This window comes from Nostoc sp. CCY 9925 (assembly GCF_963920935.1).
Lineage (GTDB): Bacteria > Cyanobacteriota > Cyanobacteriia > Cyanobacteriales > Nostocaceae > Nostoc.
The window spans coordinates 16,313-35,490 of sequence record NZ_CAWUDO010000044.1 but is presented as its reverse complement, the minus strand read 5'-3'; the positions used below and the strand labels follow the sequence as shown (position 1 = coordinate 35,490).

Sequence of the window (19,178 nt, the reverse complement as noted above, 5' to 3'; positions counted from 1 at the left end):
GGAGAAAGAATAACCAATGCCCAATGCCCAATGCCCAATGCCCAATGCCCAATGCCCAATGCCCAATGCCCTATACGTAAGTGTTGCTTAAGAACATTCACCTTTAAATTTATGTTAAAGTGTCAAAGGAAGATTGAATTCGGCTGTGTAGTTTGTTTTTATATATACTTGTATTACAGACCTCTCCGGATACAAATCTCTACACTCCCATGCTTCTGGAGACATTTTATGTCAATTTATGTTGGTAATCTATCTTATGAGGTTAAAGAAGATGACCTCAGACAAGTATTTTCAGAATATGGAACTGTAAAGGATATTCAATTGCCTATTGACCGAGAAACAGGAAGGGTAAGAGGTTTTGGTTTTGTACAAATGGAATCAGACGCTGAAGAAGCAGCAGCCATTGAAGCCCTTGATAGTGCTGAGTGGATGGGTCGGAGCTTAAAAGTTAATAAAGCTAGACCTAAGACAGATGGAGGTTCTTCTGGTGGTAGACGAGGAAACAATAGTGGTGGTGGTGGATACTCCCGACGCTATTAAGGTCTCCGACCAATGATTTAACTCTCAGATCTTGAGGGCAGACAAGGCGTCTGCTTTTTTTTGCGTTCCTGCTGACCAAGCACATTCATTGAGCAAACTTAGTAGGAATATACTATGACCCAAATCATCGTAGGCGAAAATGAAGGGATCGAATCAGCGTTACGTAGATTTAAGCGAGAAGTCTCTAAGTCCGGAATTTTTCCAGATATCAGGAAGCACCGTCACTTTGAAACGGCTCTGCAAAAGCGTAAATGCTTAGCGATCGCTAAGCATAAGCAGCGTAAAAGTTTCCATAATTGATTATAAGTTGGTGCGATCGCTTTGTTAATAGATTGGAATGTGTTTTAGCCGAGTCTCAATGAATTGCCTGATAATTATTAAGGCAATTTACAGAGAGCAAAAATGCAGACTCTCCAAAAACTCTATCTCCCAAACATGGGCTGTGGGACTTGGGCCTGGGGCAACCAATTGCTTTGGGGATATGACGAAAGCATGGATGACCAGTTGCAAGCCGTCTTTAACCTTTGTGTCAGCAACGGTGTAACTTTATTTGATACAGGTGATTCTTACGGAACTGGGAGATTGAATGGTCGAAGTGAGCTACTATTGGGAAGATTCAACCGAGAATATGTAGGTTCCAATCAAGAAAATATTTGTATTGCGACTAAGCTTGCTGCTTACCCGTGGAGATGGACACGCCAGTCAATGGTCAGGGCTTGCCAGTCATCTGCTCAACGTCTGGGAAGAAATGTCGATCTAGTACAAATGCATTGGTCTACAGCGAACTATGCTCCCTGGCAAGAGGGGCGGCTGTTGGATGGTCTGGCCGATGTTTATGAACAAGGGTTGGTTAAGGGAGTAGGATTATCCAATTACGGCCCGAAACGTCTCAAGCAAGTGCAAAAAAAGTTTGCCCAGCGAGGCGTTCCAATTAGTACTCTGCAAGTTCAATATTCTCTGCTGTCTACATATCCTGTTACCCAACTCCAACTCAAAGATGCTTGTGATGAGTTAGGAATCAAATTGATTGCTTACAGTCCTCTGGCTTTGGGGCTGTTGACAGGAAAATACTCTGTTGCAGGTTCTTTTCCCAGAGGTATCCGAGGTCTACTGTTTAGACAGATTTTACCAGGAGTGCGATCGCTTTTAGCATGTTTGCAAGAAGTGGCACAGTCTAGAAACAAAACTATGTCACAGGTAGCAATTAACTGGTGCATCTGTAAAGGAACCATTCCCATCCCTGGAGCAAAGACTGTGGAACAAGCTAGAGAAAATATTAGTGCGTTGGGTTGGCAACTAGATGCAGGTGAAATTGCAGACTTAGATAAAGCAGCGGCGAGTGCAGACAAAAAAATGGTGCAAAATGTTTTTCAGACTAAGTGAAATTTTTGAATATTAATCTGTATGATTTGCTCAAAATTTATATTTATGAGCAATGGCATCTTTTAATAGATGATTACAGCTATTTTCAGTAATTCAACCACGCTGAAAAAAAATATTGCTCACAATAGATGCAGTTAAAATAGATGAAAAAGCTTGTAAATTTATCATATATAGGAATTCTGTTTGATTTCTGAAATTATTTGCTTAAGCAAATAAGTAACTAGGAAGCAGTCTTTTTGAGTTGTATCTAGCTTCTGTAATAATCAAAGATCGTTCCTATATAAGCGATTGAGCTTTAAATCTAAGTTTTTATAGTTTTAAAAAAGACATAAATCCAGGGTTTATGTCTTAATTTTTTGGTGGATAAACTTGATTTTTCACGTTAATTAAGAAAGAATGAATATTGAGTCTAACATCTTGTAGACACTCTTGGTGACAACTTAACCTTATCCAATGTCCACAGTCCGCGAAAGCGGACTTTTTGTATGTAGCCTGAAGTTTGAGTAAGAATTCATGAGCTATTCTTGCTTACTTATTTATGTCCTTTGAGTATTGTTATTAGATACTTGATTTTTAGCAGATTTTAAGCTGCTGACTAAGCTTTGTTCCATGCGAACGCTTTTACAGATGCCATCCGCCATCTCATATTCATGACTGTCTTTGCCGTAGTTAAATGCAACTCCAATTCACCCAGAACCAAACGCGGACAAGATAGATGTTCACGCACAAGATTAGACATTTAACTTAACTATCTATGTCCGAAGACTCTAGCAAGTTTGGCGACAAAGTTGGCACGTTGTTTGCAGGCGACCATATTTACGTATCATTGACAAACAAATGCTAACATTTGTTTAATACCAAAAAGTTATCGATAAATTAATTGCCGCCCCTCTTGTTTTCGACTAATCTTAAACGAAAGAAGATAAACGTTCATGAGTTATACTCACCTCGGTGGTGGCGTGTCCATCATCTGAACTATACAAAAAATTATCTATTCCACGATGATTTGTGGGAACATTAAAATGTTCAATTTACCTATTGTGCTAAGTTTCCATTGCAGTTTATTTTAGAACTATTGATTGGGGATGTCTACGAATATTTTTGCTGACGTAAGTAAACGTATACCTTTAAAATATTGAAGTTTAAATAGACTTACATTTCCAAATCTTAGTTCTGACAAATTCTCACAAAGCAAAAACAACTATTAAACCTCTGATGAATCAATTGACACTTAAAAGTTGGATATTAATCAAACAGCGACTGACTCCTTATTTGTTTTTACTACCTGCCTTGATTATTTTGGGTTTAACCGTCTTTTGGCCTGCACTGCAAGCTTTTTACCTCAGCTTTACCAGCTACGAAGATATTGCCCAACCGCCACAATGGATAGGTCTTAACAACTTTCTCAAGCTTTGGAAAGATGCAGTTTTTTGGAAAACACTGGAAAACACTTTTTTATATCTTGTGGGTGTGGTACCAATTTTGGTAATTGCTCCCTTGGGGCTAGCAATTTTGGTAAATCAAAAACTACGAGGGATGAATTGGTTTAGGTCTGCATACTACACACCAGTAGTAATTTCGATGGTAGTTGCGGGGATAGCTTGGAAATGGTTATATGCAGAAAATGGATTACTCAACCAGTTCTTTAAAGCTTTGGGTATTATTTCAGAAGGTATTCCTTGGCTAACTAGCTCAGCTAAAGTTTTTGGCATTATACCAATTTCCCTTGCCAGCGTTATGGCGGTTACTGTATGGAAGGGGCTAGGCTACTACATGGTGATTTATTTAGCAGGATTACAATCAATTCCTAGTGATGTCTACGAAGCCGCAGCAATTGATGGCTCTGATGGTATTAGGAAACATTGGGATATTACCATACCTTTGATGAAGCCGTATCTAGCTTTAGTTGCAGTCATTTCAGCTATTTCTGCCACTAAAGTCTTTGAAGAAGTATACATTATGACTCAAGGAGGCCCACTCAATAGCTCGAAAACGATTGTTTACTATCTGTATGAACAAGCCTTCAATAATTTGGAAATTAGTTATGCTTGCACAATTGGACTAGTCCTATTTTTGATAATTTTAGGGCTGTCAATTTTGCGGTTAGCAGTTAATCATCAGGGAGGAGAGAATATTAGTGTCTGATATGAGTCAATGCTTGATTACACAATACAAATTTTATGTATCAGTTTCGCTTGAAAGGCTAATGAAACTTCTAGAAGCTAAATACTTCGATAAATTTCAGCCTAGCAGATAATAGGTAATAGGAATACTTGCTTAAAACCGTGTTTGATATTCTACTACTGCACGACTATCATCGGTTAAATTAGTGGAAGCACGGACACGAAATTCGTCATTTATCCGGTAATTAACACCCCATTGAAAGGGATCGTTTGTTGTTAAAATTTTGATGCTAGAAACGGATATTTTAGAAGTAATATCAACTCCGGCTTCGGCTGCTAATTCCAAAGTTGAATTGCTCCTTCCGGCTTCAGGATTCTCAGAAATAATGGTAGGAAATATCCGCAGTTCACTTAACCCAAAGGTACTACCAATTTGGTTAAAAGTTGACTGAAAATTGTTAAACACAGCTGAGCCTGCGATGTTAATTAGACCTAAAGTGCTGTCGGCACGTCCTTGGGTGTCTACAAACCCACCTCCTAAAAGAGCGACAATTTCGGTTTGGCTACGTGACGGACTGCTTGTGAGTTCTAAATTTTCATTTAGTTTGCTGGCGAGACCGTTAATAGTAGCTTCAACTCGAACACTTTCTAAGGCTGATAAACCTGTGGAATTTATTCGGGTGAAATCATTATTTTGAGTTACGTCTAGTACCTTAGCAAATAGCCGAATATCCAAGTTAGGATCGCGGGGTTGGGAGGGGCTAAAAGTTGCAGTGTGTTTATAGCCACGAACAAGGTTAAATTGAGTAGTAAATAAATTTACACCACCTTTTTCTAATTGGATGGTACCGTCGGGTACCGGCTGATTGATTGAGCCGTTGACTATGAGATTACCACTGGCGCGGAAGCTAAGAATAGGTGGACGTGTAATTTGGACGTTTTTACCTAGTTCTAAATCTAGATTATTAAATCTGGCGATGCCTAACGGCAAGGGTTGAGCCGATGCATTTCCCATCCCATTGCCAATTTGCGCTTGATTCTGCTTATTGGCTTTTGTGGATGATAAACCAAGACCACTATCATTTGCAGATGTAGTGGTGTCAGTAGATTCTGCCAGCAATACCTGACCGTCAAATAAATCTACTCTACCGCCTATTAGAGGGTTGAGGGCAGAACCAGTAATCTGCAAATTACCGCTAGCGCCTCCTTGGTAAAGTCCTTTGAGATTCAGTGCTAACTGTTCGAGATTAATCGTCAGAGGATTGTTGATAGTCACTTTTTCATTATTAAAGATAGGAATTTCTCCAGCAACTTCCACCTTCCCTCGGCTAAATCTACCCTGAAGATTTTCTACTAAGATGCGGTCAAAATTAAATAGCACTTTACCTGTAACACGTCTGAGCTTACCCGGCAAAGCTTGGGCTGAAAAAGTAGCATTGTTAACAGTGGCAATTCCATCTACCTCTGGTTGTTGCAATGTTCCGCGCACCTTCAGGTCTACTTGTCCTTCACCTTTCTCAAACACCACTTGATTAGTCAATGCGTTTAACAGTCCTAATCCTTCGTTTTCTAACTTCATATCCAAACTGATTTGGTCGCTGTCTGGTGCCACCGTTGCAAAAGGTAATTTATAAGGTATGCTACCAGTAATATCCACAGGTTGTGGCCCGGTAACTGCAACAGTACTACCAAAGTTTAAGCGTCCGTTGGCATAGCTGAAACTTGCCGTTGCTAACTGTATTGGGTTCTGATTTAGTGTTCCTTCTGTGATTTGCAATTCCCCTCTGGCTTGAGGATTAGCAATACTGCCTGCTAAAGCTGCTGTGGCGTTGACATTACCTGTAATGCCAACTGGCAATTTGACAAAATTATTCAATACTTGTACCGGAAAATTATTCACCCGCAACTGACCAGATTGTTCATCACCGCCAATATTACCTGTGAAGGCAATCAGCCTGTTCTGAGACTCGATTCTTAAAGGTCGCAAACTCAAAACACCGTTTTCAAAGTTGCCTTCGGCAATCAATTTTTCGGCAGTATAATAACGACTGCGTTCTTCCTTTTTACCCCAGGCAAAGTTTTCTCCATTCAAATTAAATTGCACTGCCAATCCATTGCTGTCGCCTGTATTTAGAGCCACTTCTCCGTTGAAAGTGCCTTTTAAGTCAGCTAAATCTGGTATGGGACTGGAATCGAGTCGCTGTTGTTCCTCTTCTGCTACCAAGGCTTCAATTTCAGAAAATCGCTGGAGTTGGGTCAATAACGGCTGACTTGGCCAGCCTTGGGAACTCGTGGTCAGATCCGCTGCTGTGCCGTAGCTTTGGTCTGAACCACCTTGCAAATCCTGTAAATCAAATACCTGTGCTACAGCGAGAACATCTTCAATTTTGCCCTGGTTGACATTGAGTCTACCTTGTAGTTGTGGCCCTTGAGGAGTTTGAGCAAAAGTACCAACAGCAGCATAACTACTGTTACCTTTGATAAATTGGCTACTAGTAAGTGTAGCTTTACCATTGCTGTAACGGAATTGAGCTGCTAAACGATCGCCTTTTACCCGGCCAATTTCTGGGTTGGCGATCGCTAAATTTCCGGTTGTTGCAAATGTCTGCTGATTAAACAGCAAATCCCCTGTTAACAATCCAGTTATTTTTCCAGTACCCAAGCGAGTAATTGCTGGCGGAGTCAAATTCAATATTTGTAAGGGGAAGTTTGCGACTTTAAGTGTCCAATCATTTCCTTGAACATTACCTGATGCCGATGCTTCCTGCCATTTTACTAAAAAGGATTTCGGGCGATTATTGGCATCTAAATTAAAAGCAAAGCGATCCCTATTTCCTGCCAAATTTAAATTCAACCCACGTCCCTGTCCTGAGTTAATATTCCCAGTTAACAGCGGCTCAAAAGCAATATCTTGAACAACAAAGTCTCGTAAATTAATTTGCCCGACTACATTTGGCAAAGGTAGCTTGCCAGTAATTTGTCCGTTAAAATCGACTCTCCCCGCTACCGCAACCTGATTTGGAAGATTGATTGGTAACTGTTTTAAGTCGTAATTCTCGGCTTGGACGTTGAGATTTAGGGCAGTAATTTCCGGTATCCCTGGTTGTTTGGCATTGGCTAATATGTTACCAGTAACATTTAAACCAGGGGCAGTTGCTTGCTCAATGGTCAGCCTTTGACCATTCCAAGCGATCGCAGCTGTCAGTGGTCGCTCAAACCCAGGAATACCTTGGGATAATTGCACCTGTCCAGCAGCACGTACATCAGCTAATTGAGACGACGCCAGTGTGCCAGCTAATTGCAACTTGCCGCCAAATTGACCCCGCAATTGCTGATTTAACCGATTTAGTTCCACACCGGAAGCATCAATAATTCCTTGATAGCGACCATTGGCTAGTTGAATATTAGAAGCTGCGATCGTTCCACCTGCAAGATTTATTCGTCCCTGACCAACGGCTTGGATTGTTTGTGGTTGGAATGACTCAACAGACCCCGCCACGTTGACTTGACCAGTTAACGTTCCTCGAAACTGCGGTGGTACTGCTGCCAACTGCTGCAACGGTACGTTATTTGCCTGAACTTGTGTCTGGTATAGACCATTACCGACTTGGATATTAGAAGCTGCGATCGTCCCACCGCCAACATTTATCAGCGCCTGACCGTTGGCTTGAATTGCTTTTGGTTCAAAAGAATCAACTAATCCGGCGACGTTGAACTGACCAGTTAAGGCTCCTTGAAACTGCGGTGGTACTGCTGCCAACTGCCGCACAGGTACATTCTTGGCCTGGATTTGCGCCTGATATGCGCCATTAACAAGTTGGATACTAGAGGCTGTGATTGTTCCCCGCCCAACATTTATCCGTGCTTGACCGCTGGCTTGGATGGCTTGCAGTTGGAAAGACTCGACAGAACCTGCCACATCCACTTGACCAGTTAATGCACCTTGAAACTGCTTTGGTACTGCTGCCAACTGCTGCACAGGCACATTCTTTGCTTGGACTTGCGCCTGATATAAACCATTAACAAGTTGGATATTTTTGGCTGTAACTGTACCACCGCCAATGGCAAGACGACCTTCACCACTGCCACGGAGAGTTTTCAGGCTGAAATTATCTCTGTTGCCTGCGATTTGGAACGTACCCGCCAAAGGATTATTTAATGCTGGCGGAGACTGTTTCAATATTTGTCCCAAACGCACATTATTAGCTACAAGTTGAGCAGAGAAATTTTGGTCTTGGAGTCGTATATTAGAAACTGCAACTGTGCCGCCACCAATTGTCACTCCTGCACCCTGAGTGCGAATTGTAGCAATTTCAAATGGTGCTGTGCTGCCTGAGAGGATGAGACGGCCATTGAACTGTGCGCCTGCCAAAGAGACATTTTGCAGTTGATTTGCATCTACAAAACGTTGCACCTGCACCCCAGAGGCCACAGCAACAGCTTGCCAACGCTCATTGGCGTAACTACCAGTTGCCCGGACTTTACCACCACCTACATTCAGAGCTACATTGCGGAAAGAGACGGTACGGTTTGGAGCGATGCCTGCGGCAACTCCAGAGGAGAACGCCACTTCGCCAGTTCCGGGATAAGTTCCGTTGGGGGCTTGAAATTTTACCACAGTTTGGACATTGGTAGCAGCCCCGAATAGTTGGGCTGTAGCAAAGAGATTACCAATTTGGAAATTGGGTGTTGTTTCGTAAACTTTAGCGATCGCATCCCCTGGAACATTCGAAGCAGCGAAATTCAAATCCAGTCGCGGATTTTTACCAATTGCAATTGTGCCACCGCCTGTAATCTGACCACCGACTTTTGCGAACCCTTGAATATCTTTGAGAGTAATTAAAGAAGAACTAGTAACAAGCTCAAATTTACTACTAATACTATTAAAGTCCAGTTTATCAATCCGGGCAGTTTGGATCGTGGTAACTTTGCCTGAGAGAATTGGTTCTTTAGTCGATCCAGTAATCTGCAAATCTGCTTGTATTTGTCCAGCTACCGGGACAGGTAGTTTTACCTTGAGAGTACTTAGTGCATTCGCCAAACTCACCGCATTTACACGCGCTGCCAAGTTGAACCCTGCTTGAGTGTCAATGATTCCCCTAGCTATCAGGGGAATTTTGCCATAGTTACTAGTAACATCATCTAACTGCAATTGGGTTCCCTGGAAGCGGAGGTTTCCTTGGCTATTGCTCAACAGTTGCGGCACTTTCGGCAATTCAACCGTTACCCCTTGTACAGCAGCACTGCCAAACAATAAAGTCGGCTGTTTTGGTGTCAATTGCACCAACAAGTCACCATTGACTCGACCCGCTTGTAAATTAACTGGCAACTCAATTAGGCGAGTAATATCCGCAGCCAGGAAATCTTGTACTCGCAACCGTAAATTCCCTGCTAATACCTTAGAACGCGTCTGTCCCTGAATCGAAATACTACCACCATTGTCTGCTTGACCCCCGACTTCCAACTCGATCAACTGGTTGTTTGCTAAGAGTTGAGCAGATCCGTTGAGTTGGGAAAATGATACGGGAGAGTTCTGAGCGCTGAGTTCTGACTTAGAAGTTTCCCCTCTGCCCCCCTGCCCCTCTACCCCTCTGCTCCTCTGCTCCTCTGCTCCTCTGCTCCCCTGCTCCCCATCCCTATTCTGCGGCATTAAAGCCAGCTTGGCATTGCGAAACCGCAGCTTGTCTAAATCAGTTTTAATAACGCCGGCTTCACCTGAGGATGCGATGTTAGTGGCAACCCAGCGCCCTTGGTCATCCTGTTCAATGTAAATATCTGGATTGACTAAGGTGACATCTAGCTTCAGGTGGCGGTTAAAAATTAACTGTAAGAGGTCAAAAGTCACCTCCACAGCTTCAACTGTGGCTCGATCTGGATCTGTGGGTGTCGCAGGGATAGCTGATGCACCAAACTCCACTCCCGTCAAGGAAAATTGTGTGACTTTTCCGAGTTGGACTGGACGGTTGAGTGTTGTAGTCAAACTTTGTTGTGCCAAGGGCGTTAACTCTTTTTGGACAAAAATCCACAACCGCCAAATACCACCGACAATTCCAATCAGCAAAATTCCCCCCAAAGCAATGCCACCGCGACTCAATACCAGCAACCACAGACGCTTATAAATAGGGGAAGGGGAGTAACGATCTTGATTGGGAGATTTAGTCATTTCCTTATCACTGTATTAATTGCCGGATGCAGCGAGGACACACAAGCATTAACTGGCACATTGATTCAGTATGCCATTTCCAGGATACGTTAACTAAACCCAAGACCTCATGGGTTAAGTTACGGCATTTACTCGATCCAATACTTATGCTGAATGATGTTGGCGCTTTCAGGAAAATCTGAATAAAGTGAAAATTGTAAGTGTGACTTTCCCTGATGCACAACCTAGAACTTTAATATAAATAGATCGTAGATCTGAAAATAATAGATAATTACGTTTATGCGTGTTTTTGTGTTAATGTTTAATGCTCGAACAGAAAATGAGGGGATTCACACGATTCGGAAGGGCGATGCCCACGGCGGCGAGCTACGCAATACAATTCTGATGTTCGAGTCAGAAGACGACGCCACGCGCTACGCCCTGATGCTGGAAGCTCAAGATTTCCCCGCACCTACACCAGAGGCGATTGATGCTGAGGAAATCCAGGAATTTTGCGAAAGTGCCGGATATGACTGGGAAATCATCCCAGAAAACAGCAATTCAGTTGTCACTCCCCCAGAAGTTAACGTTGAAGAAACCGACTGGCAACCAGATGCCCACAAAGAGGATACTCCTGAGAACTCCTTAGATACCAACCAACTGCCACCAGAAGAACCAGAATTATCTAACTCTGAACTAGACAAAATTCGTCGCCAATTGGAAGGATTATTGTAATTGGGCATGGGGCATTGGACTAATCACTAATGACAAAGGACAAATGACAAACTTACAGGAACGCGGGCATCTTTTAACCGAGCTAGTAAATCCTAACAGTCTCAACTTAGACCAGTTGAGTTCTTTGGAATTGGTAGAGCTGTTTAATAACGAAGACCAAAAGGCAGTCGCCGCAGTTGCAGCGGCGAAAGTTGAGTTAGCACGAGCAATTGAATGTACCGCAGAGCGTTTGCATCACGGAGGACGCTTGTTTTATATTGGTGCGGGTACAAGTGGTAGGTTAGGGGTATTAGATGCTGCGGAGTGTCCCCCTACTTTTTGTACGCCTCCAGAGTTGGTACAGGGAATTATCGCTGGTGGTGCTGGTGCGCTGCTACGCAGTTCTGAGGATTTAGAAGACAGCATCGAAGATGGTGAAACTGCGATCGCAGGGCGCCACATTACACAGCTAGATGTGGTAGTTGGCATCACCGCTGGTGGGACAACGCCATATGTCCACGGTGCTTTGAATGCAGCTCGTCAGCGGGGAGCCGCTACTATTTTTATCGCCTGTGTTCCAGCTGAACAAGTTAGCTTCGATGCCGATATTGACATTCGCCTATTAACAGGGCCAGAAATCGTCGCTGGCTCAACTCGCCTCAAAGCTGGTACAGCTACGAAGTTGGCTTTAAATATCCTTTCCACTGGAGTGATGGTCAAGCTGGGCAAAGTTTACGGCAATCGCATGGTGGATGTGGCGGTGACAAATCAAAAGTTACGTGATCGCGCTTTGCGAATTTTGCAAGACCTCACAGGTTTAAGTCGGGAAGCTGCTGGTTTTTTATTAGAACGTAGTGGCAAATGGGTGAAGCTAGCCCTATTAATGCACTGGACTGGTTTAGAAAAAGACGAGGGCGATCGGCTTCTTTCTCAGTACCAAGGTAATCTTAGGGCAGCTGTTGTCAGCTATAAAAACCACAACCAACCCTAACAATTGCTGCATACTCTACATACATCTTGCATTATTCCTAATAATCCCCAGAGCGGGCACTGTTTACAAAATAAAAATCAGAGTTGTAGCGAACGGTAGGCAGTGCCCACACCATAACAATTGCTCGATTGCTATTTCTAATTGTTAGAATAGCTGCAAAATATGAGCTATAAACCAACAGCGATCGTAGACTCTTAATAATAAATTAATATTTATTTATTATTATCAATATTTCTTATTATATTTATTGAGATTCAGAATCAATATGAAAAATGTCTGGAATAGAAACTGCAATTTTTTTCAAAAATAATTCAGAACTTGTACGGATAGAGATTTGTATGAAAATCCTTACAATGATCTATTAATACTGAATGGATTTTAGTGATGTAGACTATAGCAACCTAGTTGAGTGATGAAATATCAGCAGAAAAATTAAGTATGGCGATCGTAAACCTCTGCTAAATAAATTATTTACTACCAAAACTGTTACTATACTCTTCATTTACCTTGTTTTTAATAATTTTGATTTAGTCTGCTATGTAATAAATATATTTGCATTTATTGACATATCTGCTGACCACTATATAGCTAGTGTGGGTTTTTCAAGAGCTAGCTTTTTAATAAAAGGAACAAAATATGGCCCACCCGGAAGTGATAGTTTCAAATAACTTAGTGAATGAATTTAAAACTTGTACTCAACTGCAATACAATGGCAAATTAAATATTAAAAGTTCAAAGGGCAGCCAATGGACTTTTTACTATCGCTTGGGACGCATAGTTTGGGCAACAGGAGGAACTCATCCCTTTCGACGCTGGCGTAGACACATGGCTCAAAATTGTCCCCAGATTGAAATTGATAAATTGCAGTTGCGATCCCAAGACGTATCAATAGATTACTGGGATTATCGCCTAATAGAAATCTTACATAAAAAACAGAAAATCCAGAGGGAACAGATTCAATCTATTGCTGAAAACACCATAGCAGAACTATTATTTGACCTAGCTCTGCAAGCAAATTTTGCTTCTATCAGTTGCAATCGTAGCCAAGAAGTTATCTTAGAAACACCAATGAACTTCACGAGTGCAGAAATGTCTGTCAAACATATGCAAGACTCGTGGAAAAGTTGGTCAGAAGCAGGTTTAGCAAATTTTTCTCCTGATTTAGCACCCGTTCTCCGAAGACCAGAACAACTCCAGCAAATAGTAAGTCCATCTGTTTACAAAAACTTTGTCAATTTAATCAACGGTAAATTCACTCTGCGAGATTTAGCCGTGAAAATGAAGCAAAGTGTACTACCGCTGAGTCGTTCGCTGCTTCCTTATATTCTTAAGGGAATCATTGAATTGGTGGAAGTACCTGACTTGCCTTTAGTAGTGAGTGAGGTTAACAATAAGGCTGTCACCCCACAGCCAAAAAAGCCCAATATTCCATTAGTAGCCTGTGTGGATGATAGTCCGCAGGTTTGTAAAATGCTAGAGGAAATTATTACTTCTCATGGACTAAGATTTGTCAAAATTGAAGATGCAGTACAAGCTCTACCAACCCTGATTCAAGATAAACCAGATTTGATTTTCTTGGATTTGATTATGCCAGTCGCTAGTGGTTACGAAATCTGCACTCAGTTGCGACGAATATCCGCTTTTGCCAATACGCCAGTAATTATATTAACAGGCAGTGATGGTCTTTTAGATAGAGTTCGTGCCAAAGTAGTCGGTTCTACAGATTTTCTCACTAAACCTGTAGTGGCTGATAAGGTAATAGGTATAGTACGAAAATATTTACCGACACCGAGTGTATCCATTGACAAAAGTAAATCGAATGTAGAGGTTTTTAATCAGCAAATTAGTAATTTTTCTTGATGATTAATCTTCATCTAAAGATGATTTGATGAAATTCTAAATTCGATTTATCAAGATTATAACGTTAATTAGGACTATCCATAACAAAATTTCTTACCAGCTACAGATTTACCACCCTCAGTGAGAATAATTTTCCTGAGTTGATGAATAAAAAGTCAGAATCTACAATTTAAAAATACAATTAGATGCGGTTTCAAACTGTATCTAATTGTATTTAAAAACTTCTTCTTGATATTTATGCTCGAAAGCACAAAAATTTTTATTAGAACTGCTTAGGCAAACACGATACAACAGATTTCAAGTTAATTAAATACACAATTTAAATCCCAAAACCAGATATTAACTCTGTTTTACTTTTGGATTCTGTATTCTTCTGCATCAAAAATTTGATAGAGACTTTAACTAATTTCTTCATTTAATAGCCATACATAATGTGAGTTTTAATTTCTGAATCATTAATAATGTAACCTATTTTATATTGCCAAAAAAGTATTAATACTAATTCTGTATGAAGATGCGCTAAACCATAAGTACAACAAAGAAAAACGAACCGTAAAGGACGCATTCGCGCAGCGTCTTGTTAGAGAAGAACACAAATAAATAAGTTAAAATAGTTTGGCGCAGCCTCACAAATAAATCGTATAAGTTATGTTTGTTACGTACTTTTTCTGAGGTTGATATATAAAGCTTGAATCAAAATTAGATCAATACAAGTTTTTGTATTTATAGCAATTCTATTTGAGTTGTGAAATATTGGTTGCGTCAAAGGGTTTAGTATGCCCGTATCTAGGCCCTTCCATATCTTTGTCCACAAATACTATAGGATTTGGATGTCTAATTTAAGCGTGTCAATTTTAGATTTTGGATTCACTTAAAAATATAAAATCCCTAATTTGTGTCCTAAAAATAGGTACAGTAAATCTAAAATTGCAAATCTAAAATTCAAAATTGTTTGGCTTTATTGTTCAGTTGTGTTTACATTCTGAGAAAGATCTAATAGGTAGTTGCCATGAATACTGTTTTAGTTGTTGAAGATGGCTTAACTGATATGGAAATAATCAGCCGTTACTTACAACAGGCAGGTTATTCTGTAATTAGTGCCACAAGTAGTGAAGAAGCTCAAGATAAAATCAATAAAAATAAGCCTGATTTAATATTTCTTGATGTCATTTTACCTGGTAAAAGTGGCTTTGAAATTTGCCGTGAACTAAAAAATAACCCCAATACCAGTAAAATTCCTGTGGTTTTTTGTTCTACTAAAAATAGCGATGTCGATAAAATTTGGGGTAATATGTTGGGTGCTGAAGGATATTTATCCAAACCAATTGATCGAGATGAATTACTAGTAACTCTTAAGCGATTAATTAATAATTAATTTTTTAAACCCAATCATAATAAAAGTCACTAGTTTTAATTTACCACCCATATAATCTAAAACTGTATGTGCAAATCGTGGTTGAACAAAAATTATCAATAACAAAGGATTGCTAACGTTGGAAACCAAGAAAAAGTTTTTAAGTTTTAATTTGGGAGTAAAGGATACAGCTGTAATTTCATTAGAACATATCACAGAAGTTGTGCAAGTATCATTGCCAGAAATATGTGGGGTTCCTCAGATGCCGAGTTGCGTCTTGGGTATCTATAACTGGCGTGGTGAGATGCTTTGGTTAGTAGATTTAGACGCAATGTTAGGTTATCCCCCGATTTCTCAAGGCTCAAATTTACTCTCAAAAATGATGGCGATTGTTCTAGAAAATGAAAGTAAGTATTTGGGGCTATTGGTACGACAACTTATCGATATTGAATGGCTGGATACTAACCAAATAAAACCCCCAAGTGCGGAATTATTTTATCCTAAAATTTCACCTTTTTTGCAGGGTTACTTTATTAATGAAGCAAAGAACATGATGTTTAATTTGGATGCAATAACGATTATCCAAGCTCCTATTTGGGGAGTTCAAAATTAAAAACTTGGTAACAACAAAATACCAAATCGATTTTAAATTCCAATTATCCAATTATTATTCATAACAAGTTGTGAGGTAGATTCAATGACATTTTTGTATCACAATAACTCTGAGAACGAGCATTTAATTTCTGAAGTAGAAAATCAGAATGGTAATCCTAGTGTAGCCAATATTCCTAGTGATGAAATTTCTTTATTAAATGCGATCGCTCAAGAATTTAAAACTTGGCGCCGACAGTTGCACGATATCGCAATTCACATGCGACAAGCTACGGATTTTAATAGTCTACTTAAGATTACTGTAACACAAATTAGAGAAAAAATTAACTGCGATCGCGCTTTAATTTATCAGTTTACTTCCCTAGAATCAGGTAATGTATTAGCAGAATCTCGAACACTAGGTTGGACACCGACTCTAGGCGAAAATATTCCTGGGATTGTTTTTGGTTTATATACAAATCAAGATTATTTAGAGTCTGTTGCTATTGATGATACCAATAAAATACAACTTACACCCCATCAAAAGCAACTGCTAGAAAAATTTCAAATCAAAGCTAGTTTGAGTTTACCAATTTTAGTAGAAGGTAAAGTTTGGGGATTATTAGCAGTAAATAATTGCTCATCTCCCAGGCAATGGCAAGAGGGTGAAATTAGCTTACTGTATCAAATTGCCAGGGAATTAACCTACAGATTGCACAACTTTGAATTTGAAAAAGAACTGCAACAGCAGACACAAGCCAAGAAATCAGCAGCTAAGGTTATCGATAAGATTCTGCGGATACCAAATGTCGATAAACTTTTCCAAGCAACCACTCAAGAAATCCGCCAACTATTAAAATGCGATCGCGTGGGTGTTTATCGCTTTAAACCTGACTGGAGTGGCGAGTTTGTCTCGGAATCAGTGGGCAATGGTTGGGTAAGAATGGTAGGGCCTGATTTTAAAATGGTTTGGGAAGATACCCACTTGCAAGAAACCCAAGGAGGACGTTACGCCAAAGGTGAAACTTTTGTAGTCAAAGACATTTATCAAACTGGACATGCTCAATGTCACATTGATATTTTAGAGCAATTTCAAATGATGGCTTACATCATTGCGCCCATATTTTCTGGAGAAAAATTATGGGGCTTGCTGGCAGCTTATCAAAATTCTGGCCCTCGTGATTGGCAACCTTGGGAAGAAAGCTTTTTGAATCAAATTGGTTTGCAATTTGGTGTGGCTATCACCCAAGGAGAATACCTCGAACAAGTACAGACAAAATCTGAGCAACTCTCTCAGATAGTTGAACAAGAGAAAACTGTAACTAAGACAGTCAACCGCATTCGACAATCCTTAGATATAGAAAGCGTTTTCAAAACAACTACTCAAGAAGTACGGCAATTATTAAAATGCGATCGCGTTGTGGTTTTTCGTTTCAATCCCGACTGGAGTGGTGAATTTGTTGCCGAGTCAGTAGGTAATGCATGGACAAAATTAGTAGGACCTGGTATTAGAACTATCTGGGCAGATACTTACATGCAAGAAAACCAGGGCGGACGATATACCAGAGGTGAAAGCTTTGTTGCTCATGACATCTATCAAGTGGGTCATTCTCCTTGCCATGTTGAGATGTTAGAGCAATTTGAAGTTAGAGCTTATGTGATTGTCCCTGTATTTTCTGGAGAAAAATTGTGGGGATTGTTAGCAGCTTATCAAAATTCCGGTTCTCGTGATTGGCAGCCTTGGGAAGTTAACTTTTTAATTCAGATTGGCTTGCAATTTGGTGTAGCAATATCACAAGCAGAATATATGGAACAACTGCGAGTGAAATCTCAACAACTAACTCAGTTCGCCGAACAAGAAAAATCAGTTACAAAGATAGTCAACCGCATTCGACAATCTTTAGAAGTAGAAGAAATATTTAAAATAGCTACTCATGAAGTACGCCAATTGCTACGATGCGATCGCGTCGGTGTCTATCGCTTTAATACCAACTGGAGTGGCGAATTTGTAGCTGAGTCGGTGGGTCATAATTGGGTAAAACTTGTAGGCCCTGATATCAAAACTGTTTGGGAAGATACCCATTTACAAGAAACTCAGGGGGGTCGATATGCCCAAGGTGAAAACTTTATCGTCAATGATATCTATAAAGTAGGTCATTCTCCTTGCCATATTGAAATTTTAGAACAGTTTGAAGTTAAAGCTTATGTGATTGTGCCTGTATTTGCTGGAGAAAAATTGTGGGGTTTGCTAGCAGCTTATCAAAATTCTGGAACTCGTGATTGGGAACAATCGGAAGTCACTTTGTTAGCACGCATTGGTAGCCAGTTTGGGCTAGCATTACAACAAACTGAATACTTGCAACAGCTACAAACGCAGTCAACAAAATTAGCAGAAGCAGCAGCACGCGACAAAGCAGCTAAGGAATTACTCCAACAAAGATCGATTCAACTTTTAACAGCTCTTAGACCAGCACTCAACGGCGATTTAACAGTACGCGCACCAATTACAGAAGATGAATTAGGCACCATCGCAGACGCCTACAATAATACTCTACAAGCACTACGGCAAATAGTTATTCAAGTACAGGCAGCAGCCCAAAAAGTTGCCCAAACTTCCAGCAATAGCGATGCTTCACTGACGGGACTGACCAATTCAGCGCAACTTCAATCTGAAGAAATGACCGCAGCTTTGGGCGAGATTAAACAGATGGTGGACTCTACTCAAGCTGTGGTGGCCAACGCCCAGTTAGTGCAAGTAGCGGTACAACAAGCCAATCAAACTGTAGAGTCTGGCGATACGGCGATGAACTTGACTGTCAAAGCTATTCAAGGAATTCGTGAAACCGTCGCCCAAACCAGCAAAAAGATTAAACGTCTGAGTGAATCCTCCCAAAAAATCTCCAAAGTCGTGAATTTGATTGGTAATTTTGCCACCCAGACAAACGTCCTGGCTTTGAATGCAGCCATTGAAGCCACCCGTGCGGGTGAATATGGCAAAGGATTTGCAGTTGTAGCTGATGAAGTGCGTTCTCTATCTCGCCAGTCAGCAGCAGCAACCATCGAAATTGAAAAATTAGTCCAGGAGATTCAAACAGAAACCGGGGAAGTTGCAGTCGCGATGGAAACTGGTATTCAGCAGGTAGTGGAAGGCACAAATCTCGTAAGTGAAACTCGCCAAAACTTAAATGCGATCGTTTCTGCAACTGCTGAAATTAGTCAGTTAATCGAGCGAATTACCGCAGCAACTCAACAACAAATGACGCAATCTGTAACAGTAACCGCATCAATGCAAGATGTCGCCGAGATTGCCAATAAAACTTTTGCTGAATCTCAAGAAATTGCTACTGTCTTTCAAGAATTATCAGGGATGGCGCAAGAGTTATTAACGACCGCAAGTAAATTCAAAGTAAGTTAAATAGGGAATAGGGAATAGGGAATAGGGAATAGGGAGTAGGGAATTTGAATATTAGCCACTCCCCA

At 40.6% G+C, this 19,178-nt stretch carries 12 protein-coding genes; 10 read left to right on the top strand and 2 right to left on the bottom strand.

Annotated elements, in window-relative coordinates; translation table 11 throughout:
- Window positions 1-228: 228 nt before the first annotated feature.
- The 3 genes from ACM0OY_RS21400 to ACM0OY_RS21390 all read left to right on the top strand — a co-directional run bounded on the left by ACM0OY_RS21400 (window position 229) and on the right by ACM0OY_RS21390 (window position 1,923).
- Window positions 229-540 (top strand): RNA recognition motif domain-containing protein, encoded by a 312-nt coding sequence (locus ACM0OY_RS21400; protein WP_414570858.1) that lies wholly within the window; start codon window positions 229-231, stop codon window positions 538-540.
- Window positions 541-654: 114 nt separating this feature from the next.
- Window positions 655-840, top strand: a complete 186-nt coding sequence (rpsU, locus tag ACM0OY_RS21395) for a 30S ribosomal protein S21 (protein WP_414570857.1) — start codon at window positions 655-657, stop codon at window positions 838-840.
- Window positions 841-942: 102 nt separating this feature from the next.
- Window positions 943-1,923, top strand: coding sequence for an aldo/keto reductase (locus ACM0OY_RS21390; protein WP_414570856.1), 981 nt, complete (start codon window positions 943-945; stop codon window positions 1,921-1,923).
- A 595-nt stretch (window positions 1,924-2,518) separates the two neighbouring features.
- On the opposite strand, the gene ACM0OY_RS21385 is transcribed toward ACM0OY_RS21390, so the two are convergent.
- Window positions 2,519-2,662, bottom strand: a complete 144-nt coding sequence (locus ACM0OY_RS21385) for a hypothetical protein (RefSeq protein ID WP_414570855.1) — start codon at window positions 2,660-2,662, stop codon at window positions 2,519-2,521.
- A 476-nt stretch (window positions 2,663-3,138) separates the two neighbouring features.
- On the opposite strand from ACM0OY_RS21385, the gene ACM0OY_RS21380 reads away from it, so the two are divergent.
- Complete coding sequence (locus tag ACM0OY_RS21380) at window positions 3,139-4,068, top strand: carbohydrate ABC transporter permease (RefSeq protein ID WP_414570854.1); 930 nt, start codon at window positions 3,139-3,141, stop codon at window positions 4,066-4,068.
- A 132-nt stretch (window positions 4,069-4,200) separates the two neighbouring features.
- Here the strand turns inward: ACM0OY_RS21380 and ACM0OY_RS21375 are convergent, their stop codons facing one another.
- Window positions 4,201-10,209: a translocation/assembly module TamB domain-containing protein gene (locus ACM0OY_RS21375; RefSeq protein WP_414570853.1), complete on the bottom strand. Its 6,009-nt coding sequence runs from the start codon at window positions 10,207-10,209 to the stop codon at window positions 4,201-4,203.
- Between the two features lie 267 nt (window positions 10,210-10,476).
- Here ACM0OY_RS21375 and ACM0OY_RS21370 point away from each other — a divergent pair, with 267 nt between their 5' ends.
- The 6 genes from ACM0OY_RS21370 to ACM0OY_RS21345 all read left to right on the top strand — a co-directional run bounded on the left by ACM0OY_RS21370 (window position 10,477) and on the right by ACM0OY_RS21345 (window position 19,113).
- Window positions 10,477-10,923, top strand: a complete 447-nt coding sequence (locus tag ACM0OY_RS21370) for a DUF3110 domain-containing protein (RefSeq protein ID WP_414570883.1) — start codon at window positions 10,477-10,479, stop codon at window positions 10,921-10,923.
- Between the two features lie 43 nt (window positions 10,924-10,966).
- Window positions 10,967-11,893 carry an N-acetylmuramic acid 6-phosphate etherase gene (gene murQ, locus ACM0OY_RS21365; RefSeq protein WP_414570852.1) on the top strand — a complete coding sequence of 309 codons (927 nt, stop codon included), beginning with the start codon at window positions 10,967-10,969 and terminating at the stop codon, window positions 11,891-11,893.
- 636 nt (window positions 11,894-12,529) lie between these two features.
- Window positions 12,530-13,753 carry a response regulator gene (locus ACM0OY_RS21360; RefSeq protein ID WP_414570851.1) on the top strand — a complete coding sequence of 408 codons (1,224 nt, stop codon included), beginning with the start codon at window positions 12,530-12,532 and terminating at the stop codon, window positions 13,751-13,753.
- Window positions 13,754-14,762: 1,009 nt separating this feature from the next.
- Window positions 14,763-15,128, top strand: a complete 366-nt coding sequence (locus tag ACM0OY_RS21355) for a response regulator transcription factor (protein WP_414570850.1) — start codon at window positions 14,763-14,765, stop codon at window positions 15,126-15,128.
- 118 nt (window positions 15,129-15,246) lie between these two features.
- Window positions 15,247-15,720, top strand: a complete 474-nt coding sequence (locus tag ACM0OY_RS21350) for a chemotaxis protein CheW (protein ID WP_414570849.1) — start codon at window positions 15,247-15,249, stop codon at window positions 15,718-15,720.
- Window positions 15,721-15,804: 84 nt separating this feature from the next.
- Window positions 15,805-19,113: a GAF domain-containing protein gene (locus tag ACM0OY_RS21345; RefSeq protein ID WP_414570848.1), complete on the top strand. Its 3,309-nt coding sequence runs from the start codon at window positions 15,805-15,807 to the stop codon at window positions 19,111-19,113.
- Window positions 19,114-19,178: the final 65 nt, after the last annotated feature.

Bases quoted from the DNA above. Each gene is read 5' to 3' on its own strand.
- ACM0OY_RS21345 (WP_414570848.1), top strand. From the start codon at position 15,805: ATGACATTTTTGTATCACAATAACTCTGAGAACGAGCATTTAATTTCT.
- ACM0OY_RS21355 (WP_414570850.1), top strand. From the start codon at position 14,763: ATGAATACTGTTTTAGTTGTTGAAGATGGCTTAACTGATATGGAAATA.
- ACM0OY_RS21400 (WP_414570858.1), top strand. From the start codon at position 229: ATGTCAATTTATGTTGGTAATCTATCTTATGAGGTTAAAGAAGATGAC.
- murQ (WP_414570852.1), top strand. From the start codon at position 10,967: ATGACAAACTTACAGGAACGCGGGCATCTTTTAACCGAGCTAGTAAAT.
- ACM0OY_RS21385 (WP_414570855.1), bottom strand. From the start codon at position 2,662: ATGTCTAATCTTGTGCGTGAACATCTATCTTGTCCGCGTTTGGTTCTG.
- ACM0OY_RS21390 (WP_414570856.1), top strand. From the start codon at position 943: ATGCAGACTCTCCAAAAACTCTATCTCCCAAACATGGGCTGTGGGACT.
- ACM0OY_RS21360 (WP_414570851.1), top strand. From the start codon at position 12,530: ATGGCCCACCCGGAAGTGATAGTTTCAAATAACTTAGTGAATGAATTT.
- ACM0OY_RS21380 (WP_414570854.1), top strand. From the start codon at position 3,139: ATGAATCAATTGACACTTAAAAGTTGGATATTAATCAAACAGCGACTG.
- ACM0OY_RS21375 (WP_414570853.1), bottom strand. From the start codon at position 10,209: ATGACTAAATCTCCCAATCAAGATCGTTACTCCCCTTCCCCTATTTAT.
- rpsU (WP_414570857.1), top strand. From the start codon at position 655: ATGACCCAAATCATCGTAGGCGAAAATGAAGGGATCGAATCAGCGTTA.